This window comes from Pseudomonas sp. AP19 (assembly GCF_001728855.1).
GTDB lineage: Bacteria > Pseudomonadota > Gammaproteobacteria > Pseudomonadales > Pseudomonadaceae > Aquipseudomonas > Aquipseudomonas fluorescens.
The window spans coordinates 1-20264 of record NZ_LXJP01000075.1 but is presented as its reverse complement, the minus strand read 5'-3'; the positions used below and the strand labels follow the sequence as shown (position 1 = coordinate 20264).

Below are 20264 nucleotides of genomic sequence, written 5' to 3'. Positions count from 1 at the left end.
AAGCCGAACCGTTTTCCAACACGCTATCAGAGAGTGATTGCCCATGTCGGCACTGAATACGTTCGAACTCAAACCATTGAGTGCGATGATGAAAGTTCCAACCCTTACCTTCTGCCTGTATGTTGCGGTTCAGGGGCAAGCGCAGGCTGTTCAGTTAATTGGTCAACAACAAACCATTGACGCCACTTCAGCCGTGACCAGCTGGCAACTGTCCAGTCAGTCTACCTTGAATATGAACCGTGCATCGGCGACAACCATTGACCTTTCGAACTCCACTTTGAATGTTAATACAGGCAGTTCGGTCAATGATATCCGCGCTGTTTCAGGCTCCACGGTAAATATCGAATCAGCCCGTGTTTCTTCCAGTAACGCCACGGGCGGTGCGGTGCGCCTGGAAAACAGTAAGGCGACTGTCAGTAACAGCACGATCACCAACACTCAGGGCGTAGGCTTGCAAGCCCTTGGCATTGTGGGCGTGAGTGGTGGCTCTTCCGCCGAGATTACTTCAAGTAATATCAGTGGCCTGTTGGGCGGCGCGCAAGCCACCAGCGGCAGCCAATTGCACTTCAAAAATAATACAGTGGTGCAAGGTACCGGGGCGAATTCCATCGGTCTGAGCCTGCAGGGCGGTGCGGCGACGGCCAGCCAAAGTACAATCAGCGGTGGCGCCAATGGCGTGGTGTTTACCCGGGGGCGCGGCGATACCACTGAGGGCAAGCTGGTATTGGACCAATCCAGTGTAGAAGGCGTCAGCGGCTCAGCCATTTTGGTGCGGGGCGCGGCCGGTAGAACGCCGACAGTCACCATCGATGTACTGAATAATTCCCAGTTGAGGGGGGGCGACGGTAAGCTGTTGAGCGTCACGGGCGGCGGCTCGGCGACGATGAATGTGGATAACAGCCGCTTGACCGGTAGCGTCGTTGCGGACGCCGGCAGCACTGTCAATCTGAGCCTGCAGAACAACGCCGAGTTGACTGGCCAGTTGCAGAATGTCTCCAGTTTGAGTGTAGGCAACACGTCCAACTGGAACATGACCGGTGACAGCCAGGTGGGTGCGCTGAACATGGCCGGTGGTACGGTGACCATGGGCGCGACGAATGAGTTTTACCAGCTGAACCTTCAAACGCTTTCGGGTAACGGCACCTTTGTCATGGGCACCGATTTCGACCAAGGCAAAACCGACTTTATCAATGTGACCGGCGAAGCCACAGGCAACCACAGCCTGGCACTCGCAGCCAGCGGCAGCGAACTGGTCAAAACCCAGGTTGTGCACACCGGCGGCGGTGACGCGGCGTTCTCCCTGGAGGGCGGCCCGGTCGACATGGGTGCCTATGCCTATAACCTGAAACAGGAAGGCAATGACTGGTTTCTGGACACGCAAACCCGTGTGATCAGTCGCAGTGCACGCGTGGTGACGGCATTGTTCAACACCCCGGTGACCATCATGACCGCCGAAGAGGGCTCATTGCGCCAACGTATGGGTGAGTTGCGCTACTCCCCGCACAGCACCGGCCTCTGGATCCGTGGTTTTGGCAGTAAATATGATGTGTCCCAGAGTTCGGGCACCGGCTACTCGCAGAACCTGAAAGGTTTCTCCATCGGTGCTGACACGCCGCTGGGCGACAGCCAATGGAAGGTGGGTGTATTTGGCGGCCACAGTAACTCTGACGTAAACCCGGCGCGCGGCGCTGCCGGTACCGTCAAGAGCTACTTCCTGGGTACCTATGCCACCTGGATGGACGAAGAAAGCGGTTTCTATTTTGATGCCGTGGCCAAAGCCAACCGGTTCCAGAACCAGGCCAAGGCAACCCTCAGTGACAACACGTCTACCAAGGGTGGCTACAACAACGTAGGCGGTGGTGTATCGGCTGAACTCGGCCGTCATATCAAGCTTGGTGAGAGTTCCTTTATTGAACCTTACGGCCGACTGTCGACCATTGTGGTCCAAGGTGGTACGTACAGCCTGAAAAACGGTTTGCAAGTGGACGGTGAGCGCACCCGCTCAAGGACTGCCGAGGCCGGCGCGACCGTGGGTCATGAGTTCCAACTCGATGATGGCACGCTGATCAAGCCTTACCTGCGTGCGGCAATGGTCCACGAGTTTGCCAACAACAATAAGGTCACGGTCAACAACCAGACCTTCAACAATGATTTGTCGGGCTCGCGCACCAAGTACGGTGCCGGTGTGGCGGTGTCGTTTACCCAGGACCTGCAGGCGCATGTCGACCTGGAGACCAGCACCAGTGACAAAATCAAGCAAAAAGCCGCTGTTAACGTTGGCGTACGCTATGCTTTCTAAATAGAAAGAGAAACGCTGATAAAAAAGCCCTGATTGCAAGATCAGGGCTTTTTTTGTTTTCTGCGGAGCCGGCTGGTTCAAACGGTTACTTCAAACTTAACGTCCAGTTTAAGTTCTGGATCTTGAGTGACTGCATACACGGAGCCAATGACGGCGAAAGGGTGATCACTGATTTTGTTCAGAGTCAGGCTGCCTTCGACATAGGGATATGCTCGGGGGTTTTCGCTTCGTTTGAGTTGAACCCACACCTGGTCAGTTCTGGAGCCCGTCAACTGCCGCACCTCGTCAGGGGTGATTGCTTTAGAGAATCTGATATAGAGTTCCTCGGAACCATCCCCGTCGTCTCGATGCGTCGTGGTAAATGCGATGGAATTATCTGTTTGCTCGACTTGAGCGGTCGTAGTTTCAAATGGGTGTTCGCCAATGGTACCTATGAACTGCGCCTTCTGGGCATTCGTCGATAAGCTGTTTGTTACTGACATAATCGCCTCTCCGTTCATGATGATTATACGAAAGCCAGAAGCGCGATTGCTTCTGTCTACTCCTATAAAGCCGCAAAAAGAAGAGTTAGGTAACTGTCAGAAGTCACAGTTTACAAAAGTTTATTTGACTGCTAGTTGTGGCCCTGATGAAAAGGGCATCTGCGCACAATCGCACACTCTAGTTTGAATGACTGACGTTGTTAAAGGCCTTTTTCGGGAGGTGTCTACTGTCGAAGTTGACAGTCTAAAAAATATTTTTTAATAGCCTTTTTAAAGCATCGGTGTTCAGGGCTCAGCTAAACAGGCCTGCTGCAATATTGATCGAGAAGCCCAGAATCGCCGTATTGAACAGAAAACCGATCAAAGACTGTCCCAGCACCACCTTGCGCATACCCCGTGTGGCCACGCCTACATCCGCCGTCTGCACCGCCACGCCAATGGTGAACGAGAAGTACAGGAAGTCCCAATAGTTGGGGTTGCGCAAACCTTCGGCAAAGCGCAGCGCCGGCTCGTCACCTTCCCACGTGTAAAAGAGGCGCGCGTAATGCACGCTGAAAATCACCCCGGTCAGCAACCATGAACCGATCACCGTCATCCCGGTAAACCCGTAATGCAGCAGGCGCGCGGTGCTGTCCAGGTCTTTGCTGCCCACCAGGTTCAGCGTGATGGTCGCCAGGCTGGCAATCGCCGCGATGCACACCATAAACAGCACCAACCCTGCGTTTTCATCCTCGATCTCGGCGAAGCGTTTGACGTCGTCGGCCCGCGAGCGGCTGGTCAGCCACAGCATCAGTATCAGGTAGGTCCAGACGCCGGCATTCCAGCCAATGAGGATTTTGCTGATGATCGTGTCAGCGGGTGCCAGGATGCCCACGGCAAGGCCCAGGACGGCGGCGGCGGAGAGGCGAGGGTGGGTGCGGGCGAGGAAGGCCATAGGTGCTCACAACAGGGGAGGTTGTGAGCACCATAGCGCATTTTCAAACCGGTTATGAACGCCTGCGCACCAGCTTCATCACCACCACAAAGAACACCGGCACAAACACCACCGCCAGGGTTGCGGTGATCATCCCGCCTATCACGCCCGTGCCGATCGCCTGCTGGCTGGCCGAGCTGGCACCGGTGGCAATGGCCAGTGGCACCACGCCGAGGATAAACGCGAGTGATGTCATGATGATCGGCCGTAAACGCAGGCGCGCAGCTTTCAAGGTGGCGTCGATCAGGTCTTCGCCCTGCTCATACAAGTCCTTGGCGAACTCGATGATCAGGATCGCGTTCTTCGCCGACAAGCCGATGATGGTGATCAGGCCCACTTTGAAGAACACATCGTTAGGCATGCCGCGCAAGGTCACCGCCAATACGGCGCCGAGCACACCCAGCGGCACCACCAACAAGACCGAGGTTGGAATCGACCAGCTTTCATACAGTGCGGCCAGGCACAGGAACACGATCAACAGCGACAGGCCCAGCAGCAAGGGCGCCTGGGAACCGGACAAGCGTTCCTGCAACGACAAACCGGTCCATTCCTGACCCAGGCCCGCCGGCAGTTGGCTGACCAGGCGCTGAATTTCTTCCATCGCCTCACCGGTGCTGTGCCCCGGTGCTGCTTCACCGCTGATGGCAATGGCCGGGTAGCCGTTGTAACGCGTCAACTGCGCAGGGCCTTGGGTCCACTTGGCTTCGACGAACGCTGACAACGGCACCATCTTGCCGTCCTTGTTGCGCACGTTGATCTTCATCAAGTCCGCCACCTGGCTGCGCTGGTCGCCTTCGGCCTGCACCACCACCCGCTGCATGCGGCCCTGGTTGGGGAAGTCGTTGACATAGGCCGAGCCGATGGCCGAAGACAGCACATTACCCACGTCCGCGAAGGAGACGCCAAGGGCGTTGGCCTGCTTGCGGTCCACTTGCAACTGCACTTGTGGTGCTTCAGCCAGGGCGCTTTCGCGCACGTTGGCCAGGATCGGGCTTTTCGCAGCGGCCGCCAGCAACTCGGTACGTGCTTGCATCAACGCCGCATGGCCGACACCGCCACGGTCCTGCAAGCGGAACTCGAAACCGCTGGAGGTGCCGAGGCCGTCCACGGGCGGTGGCAGAATTGCATAGGCAATCGCATCTTTAAGCTCGCCGAAAGCGGCGTTGGCACGGTCGGCAATCGCCGAGGCCGAATCAACACCGCTGCGTTCCGACCAGTCCTTGAGCGTGGTAAACGCCAGCGCTGCGTTCTGCCCGGAGCCGGAGAAACTGAAGCCCATGATCATGGTGGTATCGCCCACCCCAGGTTCCTCGGCGTTATGTGCCTCGATCTGCTCGGCCACCTGCACGGTGCGGTTCTTGCTCGCACCCGGCGGCAACTGGATATCGGTAATGGTGTAACCCTGGTCCTCCACCGGCAGGAACGAGGAGGGCAGGCGGCTGAACATCACCCCCAGGCCCACCAGCAACACCAGATAGATCAGCAGGTACCGGCCGCTGCGCTTGAGGGCATAGGCCACCCAACCTTCGTAGCGGTCGGTGAGCTGTTCAAAGCGCCGGTTGAAGCCGCCGAAGAACCCCCCTTTGGCATGGTGCTCGCCCTTGGCAATCGGCTTGAGCAGGGTTGCGCACAACGCGGGGGTCAAGGTCAGGGCGAGGAACGCCGAGAACAGAATCGACGTCGCCATCGACAGCGAGAACTGCTGGTAGATCACCCCGACCGAACCCGGCATGAACGCCATCGGCAGAAACACCGCGACCAACACCAGGGTGATACCGACGATGGCCCCGGTAATCTGGCCCATGGCCTTGCGCGTGGCCTCTTTGGGCGACAAACCCTCGGTGGCCATAATGCGCTCGACGTTCTCCACCACCACAATCGCATCGTCCACCAGGATACCGATCGCCAGCACCATGCCGAACATGGTCAGCACGTTGATCGAGAAACCCAGCAGCAACATGGTGGCGAAGGTGCCCATCAGCGCAATGGGCACCACCAGCGTCGGGATCAAGGTGTAGCGCACGTTCTGCAGGAACAGATACATCACCGCAAACACCAGCGCCATGGCCTCCAGCAAGGTGTAGACCACTTTGGTAATCGAAACCTTGACGAAGGGCGAGGTGTCGTACGGGATCTTGTACTCCACGTTGGCCGGGAAGTAGCGCGACAGTTCGTCCATCTTCGCCCGCACCAGGGTTGCGGTGTTCAGCGCGTTGGCGCCCGGCGACAGTTGCACACTGACGGCGGTGGATGGCTTGCCGTTCAGACGCGTAGAGAACTGGTATTCCTGGCTGCCGATTTCCACCCGCGCCACATCGCCGATACGCACGGTGGAGCCGTCGGGATTGGCTTTGAGCACGATGTCGGCGAATTCTGCCGGCGTCGACAGTTGGCCCTTGACCAGGATGGCGGCGGTGATTTCCTGGGTCTTGGTCCCCGGCAAATCACCGATGCTGCCCGCCGAGACCTGGGCGTTCTGCGCGCTGATTGCAGCGTTCACGTCGGCCGGGGTGAGGTTGAAGCCGATCAGCTTCTGCGGATCGATCCAGATCCGCATGGCGCGCTCGGCGCCATACAGCTGGGCCTTGCCGACACCGTCCAGGCGCTTGAGCTCGTTCATGACGTTGCGTGCCAGGTAATCGCTGAGCGCAACGTCATCGAGCTTGCCGTCGTTGGACGTCAGGGTGACCAGCAGCAGGAAGCCGGCAGACACCTTTTCCACCTGCAAGCCTTGCTGGGTCACCGCTTGCGGCAAGCGCGGCTCCACCGCTTTAAGGCGGTTTTGCACATCCACCTGGGCCATTTCCGGGTTTGTGCCCGGCTGGAAGGTGGCGGTGATCGTGGCCGAGCCCAGGCTGCTCTGGGATTCGAAATACAGCAGGTGATCGGCGCCGTTGAGCTCCTGCTCAATCAGGCTGACCACGCTTTCATCCAGGGTCTGGGCCGAAGCGCCCGGGTACACCGCGTAGATTTCCACCTTTGGCGGCGCCACGTTGGGGTACTGCGCCACCGGCAATTGCGGGATGGCCAGCGCGCCGGCCAGCAGGATAAACAAGGCGACCACCCAGGCGAAAATCGGGCGGTCAATAAAGAACTGCGGCATGGCGGGTTATTCCTTTACGAGCTGGCCAGGGGCCGGGCTGTCGTCCACTTCGACTTTTTCACCGGGGCGCGCGTGTTGCAGGCCTTCGACGATGATGCGGTCACCGGGCTTGAGGCCGCTGCTGACGATCCAGCGATCCGCGATGACCGCGCCCAGCTCCACCGGCTGTTGGCTGACGGTTTGCTCGGCGTCCAACAGCAACACCATCGGGATGCCGGCGCTGTCGCGCGTAATGGCGCGTTGCGGCACGCTGATGCCTTGCCTATCAACCGCTTGTTCCAGGCGCACACGCACAAAACTGCCGGGCAGCAGGTCGAGGTCCGGGTTGGGGAACTCGCTGCGCAGGATGATCTGCCCGGTGCCCGGGTCAACGCTGATCTCGGCAAACAGCAATTTGCCCGGCAGCGGGTACAGGCTGCCGTCATCCTCGATCAGCGTGGCCTTGGCCTGGTCCTGGCCGACCTGCTTCAGGCTGCCGGCACGGAAGGCGCGGCGCAGGTCATTCAGCTCGCGGGTCGACTGGGTCAAGTCGGCGTGAATCGGGTCCAGTTGCTGGATGATCGCCAGTGGCGTGGCTTCGTTCTGGCCCACCAGTGCACCCTCGGTCACCAGCGCGCGGCCGATGCGGCCGGAGATCGGCGCCGTGACGGTGGCGTAGCCCAGGTTCAGCTTGGCACGCTCGACGGCGGCTTTGTTGGCGGCGACCTCGGCGTTGGTCTGGCGCACGGCGGCGCGGGCGTTGTCGTAGTCCTGGCCGCTGATGGCATTGCCTTCTACCAACTGGCTGTAGCGCTGTTCTTGCAAACGCGCCTGGAACGCATTGGCCTGGGCCTTTTCCAGGTTGGCCTGAGCGCTGTCCAGGTCGGCCTTGAACGGGGCCGGGTCAATGCGAAACAGCACATCGCCCTGTTTTACGTCGTGGCCTTCCTTGAACACGCGCTGCATGACCACCCCAGCGACCCGGGCACGCACTTCGGCAATGCGCGGTGCAGCGATACGCCCGCTGAGTTCGTTGGTAATGGAGAGGGGTTTGGCCTGCAGGGTTTCGACGCGGACTTTGGCCAGGGGCATTTCCGGCGCTTCGTCGGCCGACTTGCCACAAGCACTCAGTGCCAGCGTCAAGGCCAGCAGGCAAAACGGCGCAAACAGATTCTTCGACATGCTCATATCCCAATATTGACTGGCGCATCCTAAAGACACCTGCGCCGCGGTGCTGTGAAGCTCTGTAGCCCGTCTGTGAAGAAATGTAAGGTGCGGCGCGCTGAACGCCGGGGGCGTATATCCTTGCACAATCCTGCAGCACACCAACAAACCGTATTATTTGGAAGCACCATGCCCAACATCCTTCTGGTGGAAGACGACGCCGCGCTCTCCGAGCTGATTGCCAGCTATCTGGAACGCAATGGCTACCACGTCAGCGTACTCAGCCGTGGCGATCACGTGCGTGAGCGCGCGCGCCTCAACCCGCCGGACCTGGTGATTCTCGACCTGATGCTGCCAGGCCTTGACGGCCTGCAGGTGTGCCGCTTGCTGCGCGCCGACTCGGCGGGTTTGCCGATCCTGATGCTCACCGCGCGCGACGACAGCCACGATCAGGTGCTGGGCCTGGAAATGGGCGCCGACGACTATGTCACCAAGCCCTGCGAGCCGCGCGTACTGTTGGCGCGAGTGCGCACCTTGTTGCGCCGCAGCAGCCTGTCCGACCCCCAGGTTGCCAACGACCAGATCATCATGGGCAACCTGTGTATCGACCTGTCCGAACGCACGGTGACCTGGCGCGAGCAGGCGGTGGAGCTGTCCAGCGGTGAATACAACCTGCTGGTGGTGTTGGCCCGGCATGCCGGCGAGGTGCTCAGCCGCGACCAGATTTTGCAACGCCTGCGCGGTATCGAATTCAACGGCACCGACCGCTCTGTGGACGTGGCCATTTCCAAGTTGCGCCGCAAGTTCGACGACCATGCCGGCGAAGCGCGCAAAATCAAGACCGTGTGGGGCAAGGGTTACTTGTTCAGCCGTTCCGAGTGGGAATGCTGATCGATGGTTCGTGCACTGCTACGCCTCTACCTGATTACTATCGTCACCTACAGTGCGGCGATCTACCTGATTCCCAAACTGGTCATCAAGGTGTTCGAACATCGCTACATGAACTACAACGTCGAGCAGAGTCGCGGCCAGCAAAAGCTGATCGTCGAACAATATCTGCGCGTGCCGGTGGAACACTGGTCAGAGGTTACCGCGCAATTGGGCCGTGACTTTGCGCCGCTGAAGGTGCAACTGCTGCTGCGTCAGGACGCGAGCTACACCCCTGAAGAAGAACACCTGCTGGAGCAAGGCCAACCAGTGATCCGCCTGGGCGAGTGGGGCTGGATGGAGCAAATCAGTTCACCGGTGAACGACCAGTTTGTGGTCAAGCTGACCATCCCGCCTGACCCGCTGGACATGAACCTGCTGTACTGGTCGATGAACGTATTGATCGGTGCTGCGCTGCTGGCGTGCCTGCTGTTCTGGTTGCGCCCGCATTGGCGCGACCTGGAGCGCCTGAAGACCACCGCCGTCCAACTGGGCAGGGGCAATCTGACCGAGCGTACGCACATTCCGGCCAGCTCCAACATCGGCAGCCTGGCCTCGGTATTCGACACCATGGCCGACGATATCGAGAGCCTGCTCAACCAGCAGCGCGACTTGCTCAATGCCGTCTCTCACGAACTGCGTACGCCGCTGACTCGCCTGGATTTCGGCCTGGCCCTGGCCCTCTCGGAAGACTTGCCTCAGGCCAGCCGCGAGCGTCTGCAAAGCCTTGTGGCGCACATCCGTGAGCTGGACGAACTGGTGCTGGAATTGCTCTCCTACAGCCGCCTGCAAAATCCGGCACAGTTGCCGGAGCGGGTCGACGTGGTGATCGACGAGTTTATCGACAGCGTGCTGGGCAGCGTCGATGACGAGTTGGAAAACCCCGAGATCGTTATCGATGTAGCGCTCGATTGTGCCGAAGAGCGCGTCAGCCTCGACCCACGCCTCACCGCCCGCGCCCTGCAGAACCTGCTGCGCAACGCCACGCGGTATTGCGACAAGCGCATCCAGGTGGGCGTCAAGGTGTGTGCCAATGGCTGTGAAATCTGGGTGGATGACGACGGCATCGGCATTCCCGTGGACCAGCGCGAGCGCATTTTCGAGCCGTTCTACCGCCTGGACCGCAGCCGTGACCGCGCCACGGGTGGCTTCGGCCTGGGCCTGGCGATCAGCCGGCGTGCGCTGGAAGCCCAGGGCGGCACGTTGACCGCGCTGGCATCGCCGCTGGGCGGTGCGCGGTTTCGCGTGTGGTTGCCCAGCGTCAGCTGATCAGAGCACCTTGACGGCGCGGCCGATGGCCTGGATCGGCCCGGTCGGCTTGCCGGTCGGCGAGCCACGCGGGTCTTCCAGGGTCAGCTCGAACAGCTGGTTTGGCGTCAGCGGGGGCAGTTTGTCCAAGGGCACTGACAGGGTCTGCCCCGGTTTGACCAGGCCCAGCGACACGGGGCCTTGCCAGCCATCACCCTTGGTCCAGAATTGCAGGGCCTTGTCGGCCGGCACTTCCATCACGCCCAACGGAATCAACTGGATCTGCTGAGTATTGCTGGCCTGGATGACCCAACCCGGTGCCTGGCTTTGCGGCGCCACCAGCACTACCACGAAGGTCGGGTCGGCGCCGGGCGGGCGCGTCAGCAGCAGCGCGGCCAGTACCAGTGTGGTGACCAACCCTGCGCCGGCCAAGCCGCGCCAGAGTGCAAGCAGGTTCCACCAAGGCTCGCGGCTATCGGCGCGCCCGACCGTGCGTTCGATGCGCCGCCATAACTGTGCGGAGGGCGGCACCGGTTCGGCCAATGCCGTCAGCGGCAGCAGGCGCTGTTCCCAGGCGTCCACCGCTGCGCGCAATGGGGCGTCGTGTTGCAGGCGTCGTTCAACCTCAGCGCGCTGTTCGGCGGGCAGGGTGCCCAGTACGTATTCGCTGGCCAGTTCATCCAGTGGGTTACTCATGCCATGCACTCCCGCAGCGCGGCGAGGCTACGTTTGATCCAGGCTTTGACGGTCCCCAGCGGGGTGTCCAGTTTCTGCGCGATTTCACTGTGGGAATAGCCGTCGACATAAGCGTGGAGGATGCAACGGCGACGGGCCGGGTCGAGCTGTTCCAGGCAGTGCTGAATCTGCCCGGTACGGGTGCTGAATTCAAAGCTGTCGTCGGCGGCCGCGACGGCGTCATGTTCCGCGCTCAACGCCACTTCACGGTGAGGGTTGCGCACGGCATTCAAGGCCAGGTGCCGGGTCACGCTGAACACCCAGCCACGCGCCGAACCACGGGTGGGGTCGAAGCTGGCAGCGCCACGCCAGATCTTGATAAATGCGTCGTGCACGATGTCCTCGGCCAGGGCCTTATCGCGGGCAATGCGCAAAGCTACGCCGAGCAGACGGCTGCTGTCTTGCTCATACAACCGACGCAGGGCGCGTTGATCGCCACGCGCGCAGGCCAGTAGGCAAGCTTCGTAGTCAAAAGTGGCTTCAGGCAAGGACCGGGGTTTCCGCCGCAGGAACAGGATCAATGCCCCGACCCTAAGGTCGGGGCGCCAGCGCATTAGCCTAGCTGAATAGGCTCAGTTTGCGGCCCAGAATATGTAGTCGGCCTGGTATTTCACCACTTCCTGCTTGCCCTTGTTGGCGGTGGTGCACGCGGTACTCGGCGCCACGCCGCCTTTAAGGGCGACCCGCTGGATGTAACTCACCCCCGTCATCGCGCCTTTGCCCTCGGCCGGGTTGGCCTTGACCAACTGATAGGGCAGGTTGCCCTCACCCGACGGCGCCACTGCCAATTGGGTGCCGGTCACCTTCGAACCGTCCTGGGCTTGCCAGGTGGCTGGCGGCCCGAAGTAGGTGCCTACTGGCTTGCCGCTGCGGTCATTCAGCACCGCCTTGGGGCCGACGAAGGTCCATTCGGTCTGGCCCGCGGCGTTGGCTTTGTCGCGGCATTCGTAGGTGATTTCGCCGACACCGGTGGTTTCCAGTGCCACCTTGTGGCCATCCGGCACCTTGATGCTGTCGGGCAAACCGGCCTGGGCAAAGACAGTCGGGGCGGCGACGAGCAAACCGGTCAGGCAGAGCAATGCTTTAGCGTTCATCGGGACTTCTCCATTGAGTAGAACAGCAGGGTTGCTGTGGGTACTACCCATGGCCTGCCCGATTGGATGCAGCGGTTAGAAAATAAATCGCGAAGGGCGCACACTGTGCTCCCGCAATACCCGAGGAGAGATTGGCAATGACTGGGATTCACGCGTCTGCGCAGCAAGGGTTTTCCACCCAGGCCGTCACTTACGCCCAAGGTCGACCGGACTATCCACGGCAACTCACTGGCTGGCTGAGCGACACACTCGGTATCACCGCGCAGTCGACGGTCATCGACCTGGGCGCCGGCACCGGCAAGTTCACGCGTGTCCTCAACACCCTGGCGCCCACGCTGATTGCCGTGGAACCGGTGCCGGCAATGGGCGCGCAGTTGAGCAAGCTGCTGCCGGATGTGCACCTGGTCAATGGCACTGCCGAGGCCATTCCGCTGGAAAGCGCCGTGGCGGATGCGGTGGTGTGCGCACAAGCCTTCCATTGGTTTTCCAGCGAGGCGGCCCTGGCGGAAATCCATCGGGTACTCAAACCGGATGGGCGCCTGGGGCTGGTGTGGAATGTGCGCGACGAGTCGGTGGATTGGGTCGCCGCCATTACTCAAATCATCACGCCTTATGAAGGCGACACGCCGCGCTTTCATACCGGCCGTTGGCGCGAAGCCTTCACTGGCGAGTATTTTTGCGCAGCGCAGATGACCTGTTTTGCCTATCAGCATGTCGGCAGCCCACAGGAGGTGATCATGGACCGCTTCCTGTCGGTGAGCTTTATCGCGGCGCTCCCTGACGCACAAAAGGCTACGGTCACGGCGCAATTGCGCCGGCTGATCGACACCCACCCGGCGTTGCGCGGGCGTGACACCGTTGCCTTCCCGTATCAGACCCAGGCCTACGTCTACCATCGACTGACAGAAAAAGCATAAAGTCAGATCATATTGATATAAGTGGTTATAAGAAAAATCGCTATCCTGCGGCCAGTAATTTATAAGGCCGCGGGTAGCTGGAATGGATGTGGGTAATATTGGTTTTGTAATCGCTGGCCTGATCGTTGGTTTTATCGTCGGCATGACAGGTGTCGGCGGGGGCTCTTTGATGACGCCGATCCTGTTGTGGTTCGGCATTAACCCGGCCACCGCCGTGGGCACCGACCTGTTGTACGCCGCTATCACCAAGTCCGGTGGTGTGCTGGTACACAGCAAGAACAAGAACATCGACTGGACCATCACCGGCTGGCTGACCCTGGGCAGTGTGCCCGCGGTGCTGCTGACTTTGTGGTTCCTCGCCAGCCTGCACACCGACCCCAGCGCGATGAACGCGGTGATCAAGCAAGCCCTTGGCGTGGTGCTGCTGCTGACCGCGCTGGCGATCCTGTTCAAGAAAAGCCTGTTGGCCTTCGCCCAGCGTCATGCCGGCGATGATTACCACATGAGCCCGCGTAACTTGAACGTGCTGACGGTGGTCACCGGGGCAATCCTCGGCACCATGGTTGCCTTGACCTCCATCGGCGCCGGCGCCCTGGGCACCGTCGCGTTGTTTATCCTGTACCCGTTCCTGGCGACGCGACGTTTAGTCGGCACCGAGATCGCCCATGCTGTGCCACTGACCCTGGTGGCGGGCCTGGGCCATGCCAGCATGGGCAATATGGACTGGCACCTGCTGGGCTTTTTGCTGATGGGCTCGCTGCCGGGGATTTACCTGGGCAGCCACATGACCGGCAAAGTCCCGGACGGCGTATTGCGCCCCTGCCTGGCGATCATGTTGATGACCATCGGCTACAAGCTGGCGTTTTAAGGCGTAGGCCATTCGGCCTGCTCCCAGCGGTTTTTGCGCGTCAGGCCTTGGCCGGGCCGTTGCCGATCTGCCAGACAAACGGTGGTTCGGTGCCGTTGATCACCCAATCACCCACGATGCGCGCCTTGTAGATCAACGGGTTGTGGGATGACACGGTGCGCGCATTGCGCCAATGACGGTCGAGGGCTTTGCCCTGGCGCACATCCGAGGCCCCGAGTGCGTTGAACAATTCACTGGTGGCACGCTGGATCAGCGTTGACACCACCACTTGCGCCGTCGCCGATTCAATTTCGGCAGCCACATTCGCTGCCCGCTCTGCGGCGTCATCCCCGGCAAATCGCGCCAGGTACGCCTGTTGCGCCGGCACTGCTGCTTTCAGCGCGCAGGCTTCAGCGGCGTACACGCGGGCGGCCACCTCACCGACGACCTGTTGAATCTGCGCATCCTGGCTGACGTGGGCGGCATTGCCATGGCTGTAAATGCGTTTGCGATTGCGCACCTGATGCGCCACGTCGTTGAGCGCGGCGCGGCCAATGCCGGCCAGGGTCGCCAGCAGCACTAACTGGTAGAACGCCGTCTGGTATTTGAAACGGGTGGCAAAATCGATGAGGTTTTCCGCGTCGACGACGGCGTCGGTAAAGCGTGTGGTGCCACTGCCAGTGGTGCGCTGGCCGAAGCCGTCCCAGTCATCGCTTTGCACCACGCCGGGTTGGCGCGTGCGGGTGGCGGCAATCACGTCGCCACCGGTGTCGCTGCGCTGGGCATATACGTCAATCCAGTCGGAGAAAATGCTGCCGGTGCTGTAGAACTTTTCGCCGTTGAGTTTCCATGTGTCACCGTCGGGGCTGACCTGGGTGACGACGTCGCCGATCGCGACATTACCAATTTCCGTCCAGGCGCAGCCGACGATATCGCCATCGACAAAACGCTTGAACCACAGGTCGCGGCCCGCGCTCGGTGGCGCATTCAGGCGATCTTCGGCAAACGCGAAGTGGCCGCGCAGGGCCTGGGGCACGTTGGAGTCAGCGGCGGCCAGTTCAATCAGCAGTTCGAACAACTGCGGCAGGGACGCCCCCCCACCGCCGTATTCCAGCGGCACCCGCACCGCGCCAAAGCCGGCTTCCTTGAGCCATTGAATCGGCTCATGGGGCAGGGTGCGGCTGTGCTCACGCGCCACTGCGCCGTCGGCGATACGCTGGAAGATCGGCCGAAAACGTGCGGCCAGGGTGGGGTAATCGACGCCGATGGACAGCGGGTTGATGACGTGTTGCTCGGTCATGGGGTACGGCTCCTGGGCAGTGATCAAGTGGTTCGGTGATTGCACAGTCCGTGCCGGGCTCTTCAGCCCGTGTTTTGGGGCAAAGAGCGCTTTCCACTGTTGCTCCAGCAACAGTGTTTCGACAAACCGGTGCGCTCCCTGACAGCAACTGCCCAGCGAGCCGGTGCCGGGTTGCTTGCCGCAATGCCCATGGCCAGGGCGTTTGCCATGGCCTGGCACGCTTGCTGCTCAACCCTTGGGTACATCCCTTTGTGCGAGGTACCGCTAGATGAGTCAGCAAGCCGTGAAATTTGCCTACTGGGTGCCCAACGTCAGCGGTGGGTTAGTGGTGAGCAAGATCGAACAACGCACCCATTGGGGCATCGACTACAACCGCAAACTGGCGCAGTTGGCCGAAGCGGCAGGCTTTGAATACGGCCTGACGCAAATTCGCTTCACCGCCGGCTACGGCGCCGAGAACCAGCATGAGTCCGTAGCGTTCAGCCATGCGCTGCTGGCGGCCACCACCACGCTCAAGGTCATCGCCGCGATCTTGCCCGGCCCGTGGCAGCCGGCACTGGCAGCCAAGCAACTGGCGACTATCGACCAGCTCACCAACGGCCGTATCGCGGTGAATATCGTCAGCGGCTGGTTCAAGGGCGAATTCCAGGCTATCGGTGAGCCGTGGCTGGAGCACGATGAGCGCTATCGCCGTTCCGAGGAATTTATCCGCGCGCTGAAAGGCATCTGGAGCCAGGACGATTTCACCTTCAAGGGCGATTTCTACCGCTTCAACAACTACACCCTCAAACCCAAGCCATTGGGCCAGCCCGAAGTCTTCCAGGGCGGCAGCTCGCGGGCCGCGCGGGACATGGCCGCGCGCGTGTCGGACTGGTACTTCACCAACGGCAACACGCCGGAAGGCATCAAGGCCCAGGTGGACGACATTCGCACCAAGGCCGCGGCGAATAATCATGCGGTCAAAGTCGGTGTGAACGCCTTTGTGATCGCCCGCGACACCGAGGAAGAAGCCCGCGCGGTGCTCGCAGAAATCATCGACAAGGCCGACCCCGAAGCGGTGAATGCGTTTGGTGATGCCGCCAAGCAGGCCGGCAAGGCCTCGCCGGAAGGTGAGGGCAACTGGGCCAAGTCCAGCTTTGAAGACCTGGTGCAGTACAACGACGGTTTCAAGACCAACCTGATCGGCACCCCGCAGCAAATTGCCGAGCGCATCGTCGCGCTCAAGGCCGTGGGCGTGGACCTGGTGCTGGCCGGCTTCCTGCATTTCCAGGAGGAAGTCGAGTACTTCGGCAAACGCGTGTTGCCGCTGGTACGCGCGCTGGAAGCCAAGGCCGGGATCAAGCAAGTGGCTTGAAGAGCACCACCGCCGCACGCAATTTGTTATTGCCGAAGCGGCACATTCGTTCGAACTCCCCATGGCTGACCGGCAGGTGCTGGCAGTCCAGGGGCTGGCGATGCTGGCTGTGGTCTACGTCCGGGTCGTGCAGGTAAACGAAATCTGCGTCGCAATCGGTGACCATCACCCAATGGGGCGATTTGGAGCGGGTGAGGCGGTAGCTGCTGATCAACACCAGTGGCTGTCCGCCGTCCTGCAATACCTGAGGTAAATCCAGCGCGCCACCGAGCACCTGCTCGACATCACTGCCTGCCAGTTCTTCCTCAAACGCCTCGTGGACCAGGCGCATGACGCCCTTTTTATGCTGGTCGCGCACGCCGTCGAGAAACAGCGGCCCGCGTACATTCACCTGCATGCGCACCTTGAACCCGCGGCGCCAGGCCGCCAGTGCCAAACCTTGCGGGCTGCAGCCGCCATGGCCTGCGGTCATGAACACGGTGGTCGCTTCGCGCCAGATTTGCAGCTCTTCACGGCGCTGTGCCTGGCGATTGGGCACCAGCGCGCCCATGGCCATCAACAGGCAGGCGGCGCCGCAGGTGAAGTCGGTGGTCTGCTGGTAGTACGGCACGCTCTGCGGACGTGCGACCTGGTGCTGCAGAATGCGTTTTTCCAGGCGAATGGCCGCCGTGTGGTCTTCGTAATAGTCGTTGATCAGGGCAAAGCGCCGGTAGCCATTGCGTTCATACAGGGCGAGGGCGCCGGGGTTGTCGGTGCGCACTTCCAGGCGCAGGTAAGCGCAATCATGCGCCACGGCGCAGGCTTCAATGCGTGTCAGCAACTGCTTGCCCAGGCCCGTGCCCCGTGCGTGCTCGGCGATCGCGATGGAGTAGAGCCGCGCCAGCGAGGTGCCGCGATGGAACAGCACCAGCGCATAACCGAGCAATTGCTGGTCATTTTCCGCGACCAGCAACTGGCCATGGGCGCGGCTGACCATCCACTGGAAACTGCGCGGTGACAGCCGGTCAGTGGTGAAACAATGCTGTTCCAGTGCCACCAATTCGGGCACATCAGCGGGGGTTGCAACGCGAAAGGAAAGAGCCATATGACCGCCGTAAAAGTTGCGTAACGAAACGGGACTTCTCTAAAAGATCGTGCTTAATAGAAAAGGTCGAGTTCTCTAAAGCGGATCAAATATTATGTCGGCGGTACACAGTCATTGGCGTGAAGTATCCGAGCAAACCGTCGCGGCGACAATAACTTCCAACGGTTATTTTTCCGCACCTCTTAAAGGTTCCAGTCAAGTCGTGATTATTGTCGAGCGCAAGGAAGATTGGGCCTCCTACTTCCCCAGCGAAGACATCGTCACGGCCCAGGAATACCTCGAACAAACCCGCGAGAGCGAAACGGGCAAGCGCGTGCAGGTCATCAACCTGTGCCGCAGCTACAAGTACCTGGGGCACGGTTATTACTGCTCGTTGCTGGCCGAAGCACGAGGGCACAAGGTGATTCCCTCGGTGCGTACCATCAGCGAACTGACCAAGAAGTCGCTGTATGGCTTGTCCCTGGATGACTTGGATAAAACCCTCGATAAAGCCTTGAATCATCACCTCTACAGCAATACCGAAGGCTTTACCCTGACACTGTACTTTGGCCGAACCAATATAGAACCGCTGCAGGAGTTGGCCCGTCAGTTGTTTGAAACGTTTCCATGCCCGATCTTGTTAGTTGAGTTTCGCAAGAATAACGGCTGGCATATCGAGGGGGTGAAATCCGGCGTCTTGCACAAGTTACGCGACGACCAGGAAGACCAGTTCGCCCACGCCCTCGACAACTTCAGTCGCAAGATCTGGCGCCAGCCGCGCTCACGTCGATTGGCCCGCTATGACCTGGCCATTCTGCATGATCCCCAGGAACAATTGCCGCCGTCGAACGCCAGGGCGCTGGAGAATTTCGTGCGGGTCGGCAAGGGCCTGGGCATTGATGTGGAGCTGATCGAGCGCAAGGACTATTCGCGCCTCGCCGAATACGACGCCTTGCTGATCCGTGAGACCACCAGCGTCGACAACCACACCTACCGTTTTGCCAAGAAAGCCGAAAGCGAAGGCCTGGTGGTGATGGATGACCCGGCGTCAATCCTGCGCTGTACCAACAAGGTCTACCTCACCGACCTGCTCAACAGCCATCAACTGGGCATGCCCGCCACCGAAATTCTCTACAAGGAGCGACCGGAAGATTTCGAGCGGGTCGGCGAACGCCTCGGCTTCCCGCTGGTGTTGAAGATTCCCGACGGTTGCTTCTCGCGGGGCGTGATCAAGGTTGAAAGCCAGGCCGCCTTGCTCAAGGCCACCGCCGAGTTGTTTGAACATTCGGTGTTGTTACTGGCCCAGGAGTTTTTCTACACCGAGTACGACTGGCGCATTGGCGTCCTTAACCGCAAGCCGATCTTTGCCTGCCAATACTTCATGTCCAAGGGCCATTGGCAAATCTACAACCACAAGGCCATCGGCCAGGACATCAACGGCGAATGCCGTACCCTGGCGGTCCACGAAGCGCCCAAGGCGGTGGTGGAACTGGCCGTCAAGACCGCCAACCTGATCGGCGATGGCCTCTACGGCGTCGACCTCAAGCAATCCGGTGACAAGGTGGTGGTGATCGAGGTCAACGACAACCCCAATATGGATGCCGGTATCGAAGATGCCTACTTGCAAGACGACCTGTATGCGCTGGTGCTGGAAGAGTTTGTAAGGCGCCTGGAGTTGAAACGCCAGGGCCAGGTGTGGTGACACGCCATGATTCAGCGTTTTGAACTGACCGACGGCAAGCTGCGCAAAGGCGACAGGGACGACGCGCCGATCATGCTGTTCAACAACCCGGATGTTGCCGAACGCGAATGGCTGCGCGACCACCACAAACTCGACGAACACGCCCTGGCCTCGGCGCTCGACCCGGATGAAGTCTCGCGTATTGAATTTCACCCCGACTACCTGTTCCTGATCTGGAAACGCCCGGAGAAATACGCCGGCGGTGGCAACCTGATGTTTGAAGTGGCGTCCTGCGGCCTGTTGTTTTCGCCGGGCCGCCTGCTGGTGATTGCCACCGATGAAACCCCGCTGTCCGGGCTTGGCGCTCGCCGCCCGCTGCACACGCCGCTGGACGTGCTGCTCGATCTGTTGCTCAACAACATCCATCACTACCTGGGCCACCTCAAGGTGATCAAGTTGGTGGCGCGTGAGTTGCAACAACAGTTCAACGCGTCGATGAGCAACCATCACCTGATGCAAATGTTCAACCTCAGTGAGAGCCTGATCTATTACATCAACGCGCTGCACAGCAACGGCGCGGTGCTGTCGCGGTTGCGCAACCACGGGGAAAAGGAACATTTCAGCGCCGAGGTCCTGGGGCTGATCGATGACCTGATCATTGAGAACCACCAGTGCTACAAGCAGGCGGAGATCTACTCCAATGTGTTTTCCGGGTTGATCGACGCGCGTGGCAACCTGATGAACAACAGCATGAACAACCTGCTGCGCAAGCTGACGTTGATCAACGTGGTGTTCCTGCCGCTCAACCTGATTGCCAGCGTCGGTGGTATGTCGGAGTTCAGCATGATGACAGCGGGTACGCCCTGGTGGGTGTCGTACCCGCTGCTGATGGTGGCGATGGGCGTTGGGGCGGGGTTGATGGTGGTGGGGCTCAAACGCATCGCCGGTGGCGCCAATGTGGTGTGAGCACTGAACACGTGTGGGCGCTGGCTTGCCTGCGATGGCCATAGGTATCTACGCAACTCTTTGTGTTGCTTTAAGCCTGTGAGGGGTTAGGGAGATTGAGTACATATCCGTTGCTGCGGTAACGGCGGCTAT

17 protein-coding genes are annotated in these 20264 nt (G+C 60.4%); 8 read left to right on the top strand and 9 right to left on the bottom strand.

Features of this window, described 5'->3' with window-relative positions; genetic code table 11:
- The first annotated feature begins 43 nt into the window (after window positions 1–43).
- Complete coding sequence (locus tag A7D21_RS30810; protein ID WP_069553501.1) at window positions 44–2299, top strand: autotransporter outer membrane beta-barrel domain-containing protein; 2256 nt, start codon at window positions 44–46, stop codon at window positions 2297–2299.
- Between the two features lie 77 nt (window positions 2300–2376).
- On the opposite strand, the gene A7D21_RS30805 is transcribed toward A7D21_RS30810, so the two are convergent.
- The 4 genes from A7D21_RS30805 to A7D21_RS30790 all read right to left on the bottom strand — a co-directional run bounded on the left by A7D21_RS30805 (window position 2377) and on the right by A7D21_RS30790 (window position 8018).
- Window positions 2377–2781 carry a hypothetical protein gene (locus A7D21_RS30805; protein ID WP_053256359.1) on the bottom strand — a complete coding sequence of 135 codons (405 nt, stop codon included), beginning with the start codon at window positions 2779–2781 and terminating at the stop codon, window positions 2377–2379.
- 292 nt (window positions 2782–3073) lie between these two features.
- Window positions 3074–3715 carry a DUF1345 domain-containing protein gene (locus A7D21_RS30800; RefSeq protein ID WP_053256358.1) on the bottom strand — a complete coding sequence of 214 codons (642 nt, stop codon included), beginning with the start codon at window positions 3713–3715 and terminating at the stop codon, window positions 3074–3076.
- 52 nt (window positions 3716–3767) lie between these two features.
- Window positions 3768–6857: an efflux RND transporter permease subunit gene (locus A7D21_RS30795; protein WP_069553500.1), complete on the bottom strand. Its 3090-nt coding sequence runs from the start codon at window positions 6855–6857 to the stop codon at window positions 3768–3770.
- Between the two features lie 6 nt (window positions 6858–6863).
- On the bottom strand, window positions 6864–8018 hold the full coding sequence (locus tag A7D21_RS30790; RefSeq protein ID WP_069553508.1) for an efflux RND transporter periplasmic adaptor subunit: 1155 nt from the start codon (window positions 8016–8018) through the stop codon (window positions 6864–6866).
- A 171-nt stretch (window positions 8019–8189) separates the two neighbouring features.
- On the opposite strand from A7D21_RS30790, the gene A7D21_RS30785 reads away from it, so the two are divergent.
- Both A7D21_RS30785 and A7D21_RS30780 read left to right on the top strand, forming a co-directional pair.
- On the top strand, window positions 8190–8891 hold the full coding sequence (locus A7D21_RS30785; protein ID WP_053256356.1) for a response regulator transcription factor: 702 nt from the start codon (window positions 8190–8192) through the stop codon (window positions 8889–8891).
- Between the two features lie 3 nt (window positions 8892–8894).
- Window positions 8895–10196: an ATP-binding protein gene (locus tag A7D21_RS30780; protein WP_053256355.1), complete on the top strand. Its 1302-nt coding sequence runs from the start codon at window positions 8895–8897 to the stop codon at window positions 10194–10196.
- On the opposite strand, the gene A7D21_RS30775 is transcribed toward A7D21_RS30780, so the two are convergent.
- The 3 genes from A7D21_RS30775 to A7D21_RS30765 all read right to left on the bottom strand — a co-directional run bounded on the left by A7D21_RS30775 (window position 10197) and on the right by A7D21_RS30765 (window position 12004).
- Complete coding sequence (locus A7D21_RS30775) at window positions 10197–10871, bottom strand: anti-sigma factor domain-containing protein (RefSeq protein WP_053256354.1); 675 nt, start codon at window positions 10869–10871, stop codon at window positions 10197–10199.
- Complete coding sequence (locus A7D21_RS30770) at window positions 10868–11398, bottom strand: sigma-70 family RNA polymerase sigma factor (RefSeq protein WP_069553507.1); 531 nt, start codon at window positions 11396–11398, stop codon at window positions 10868–10870. The genes A7D21_RS30775 and A7D21_RS30770 overlap by 4 nt, the downstream gene beginning before the upstream one ends.
- Before the next feature lie 84 nt (window positions 11399–11482).
- Complete coding sequence (locus tag A7D21_RS30765) at window positions 11483–12004, bottom strand: DUF3455 domain-containing protein (protein ID WP_069553499.1); 522 nt, start codon at window positions 12002–12004, stop codon at window positions 11483–11485.
- A gap of 137 nt (window positions 12005–12141) precedes the next feature.
- Here A7D21_RS30765 and A7D21_RS30760 point away from each other — a divergent pair, with 137 nt between their 5' ends.
- On the top strand, window positions 12142–12921 hold the full coding sequence (locus tag A7D21_RS30760; protein ID WP_053256351.1) for a class I SAM-dependent methyltransferase: 780 nt from the start codon (window positions 12142–12144) through the stop codon (window positions 12919–12921).
- An 82-nt stretch (window positions 12922–13003) separates the two neighbouring features.
- Window positions 13004–13789 carry a sulfite exporter TauE/SafE family protein gene (locus A7D21_RS30755; protein ID WP_053256350.1) on the top strand — a complete coding sequence of 262 codons (786 nt, stop codon included), beginning with the start codon at window positions 13004–13006 and terminating at the stop codon, window positions 13787–13789.
- 40 nt (window positions 13790–13829) lie between these two features.
- Here the strand turns inward: A7D21_RS30755 and A7D21_RS30750 are convergent, their stop codons facing one another.
- A complete protein-coding gene (locus A7D21_RS30750; RefSeq protein ID WP_069553498.1) occupies window positions 13830–15068 on the bottom strand; it encodes an acyl-CoA dehydrogenase family protein in 1239 nt (412 codons plus the stop codon).
- Between the two features lie 268 nt (window positions 15069–15336).
- On the opposite strand from A7D21_RS30750, the gene sfnG reads away from it, so the two are divergent.
- On the top strand, window positions 15337–16422 hold the full coding sequence (gene sfnG / locus A7D21_RS30745; protein WP_053256348.1) for a dimethylsulfone monooxygenase SfnG: 1086 nt from the start codon (window positions 15337–15339) through the stop codon (window positions 16420–16422).
- Here the strand turns inward: sfnG and A7D21_RS30740 are convergent.
- Window positions 16406–17506, bottom strand: coding sequence for a GNAT family N-acetyltransferase/peptidase C39 family protein (locus A7D21_RS30740; protein WP_069553497.1), 1101 nt, complete (start codon window positions 17504–17506; stop codon window positions 16406–16408). The genes sfnG and A7D21_RS30740 overlap by 17 nt on opposite strands.
- A gap of 94 nt (window positions 17507–17600) precedes the next feature.
- Here A7D21_RS30740 and A7D21_RS30735 point away from each other — a divergent pair, with 94 nt between their 5' ends.
- Window positions 17601–19187: a RimK family protein gene (locus A7D21_RS30735; RefSeq protein ID WP_053256346.1), complete on the top strand. Its 1587-nt coding sequence runs from the start codon at window positions 17601–17603 to the stop codon at window positions 19185–19187.
- Between the two features lie 6 nt (window positions 19188–19193).
- Window positions 19194–20132 carry a magnesium transporter CorA family protein gene (locus A7D21_RS30730; protein WP_053256345.1) on the top strand — a complete coding sequence of 313 codons (939 nt, stop codon included), beginning with the start codon at window positions 19194–19196 and terminating at the stop codon, window positions 20130–20132.
- Window positions 20133–20264 lie beyond the last annotated feature (132 nt).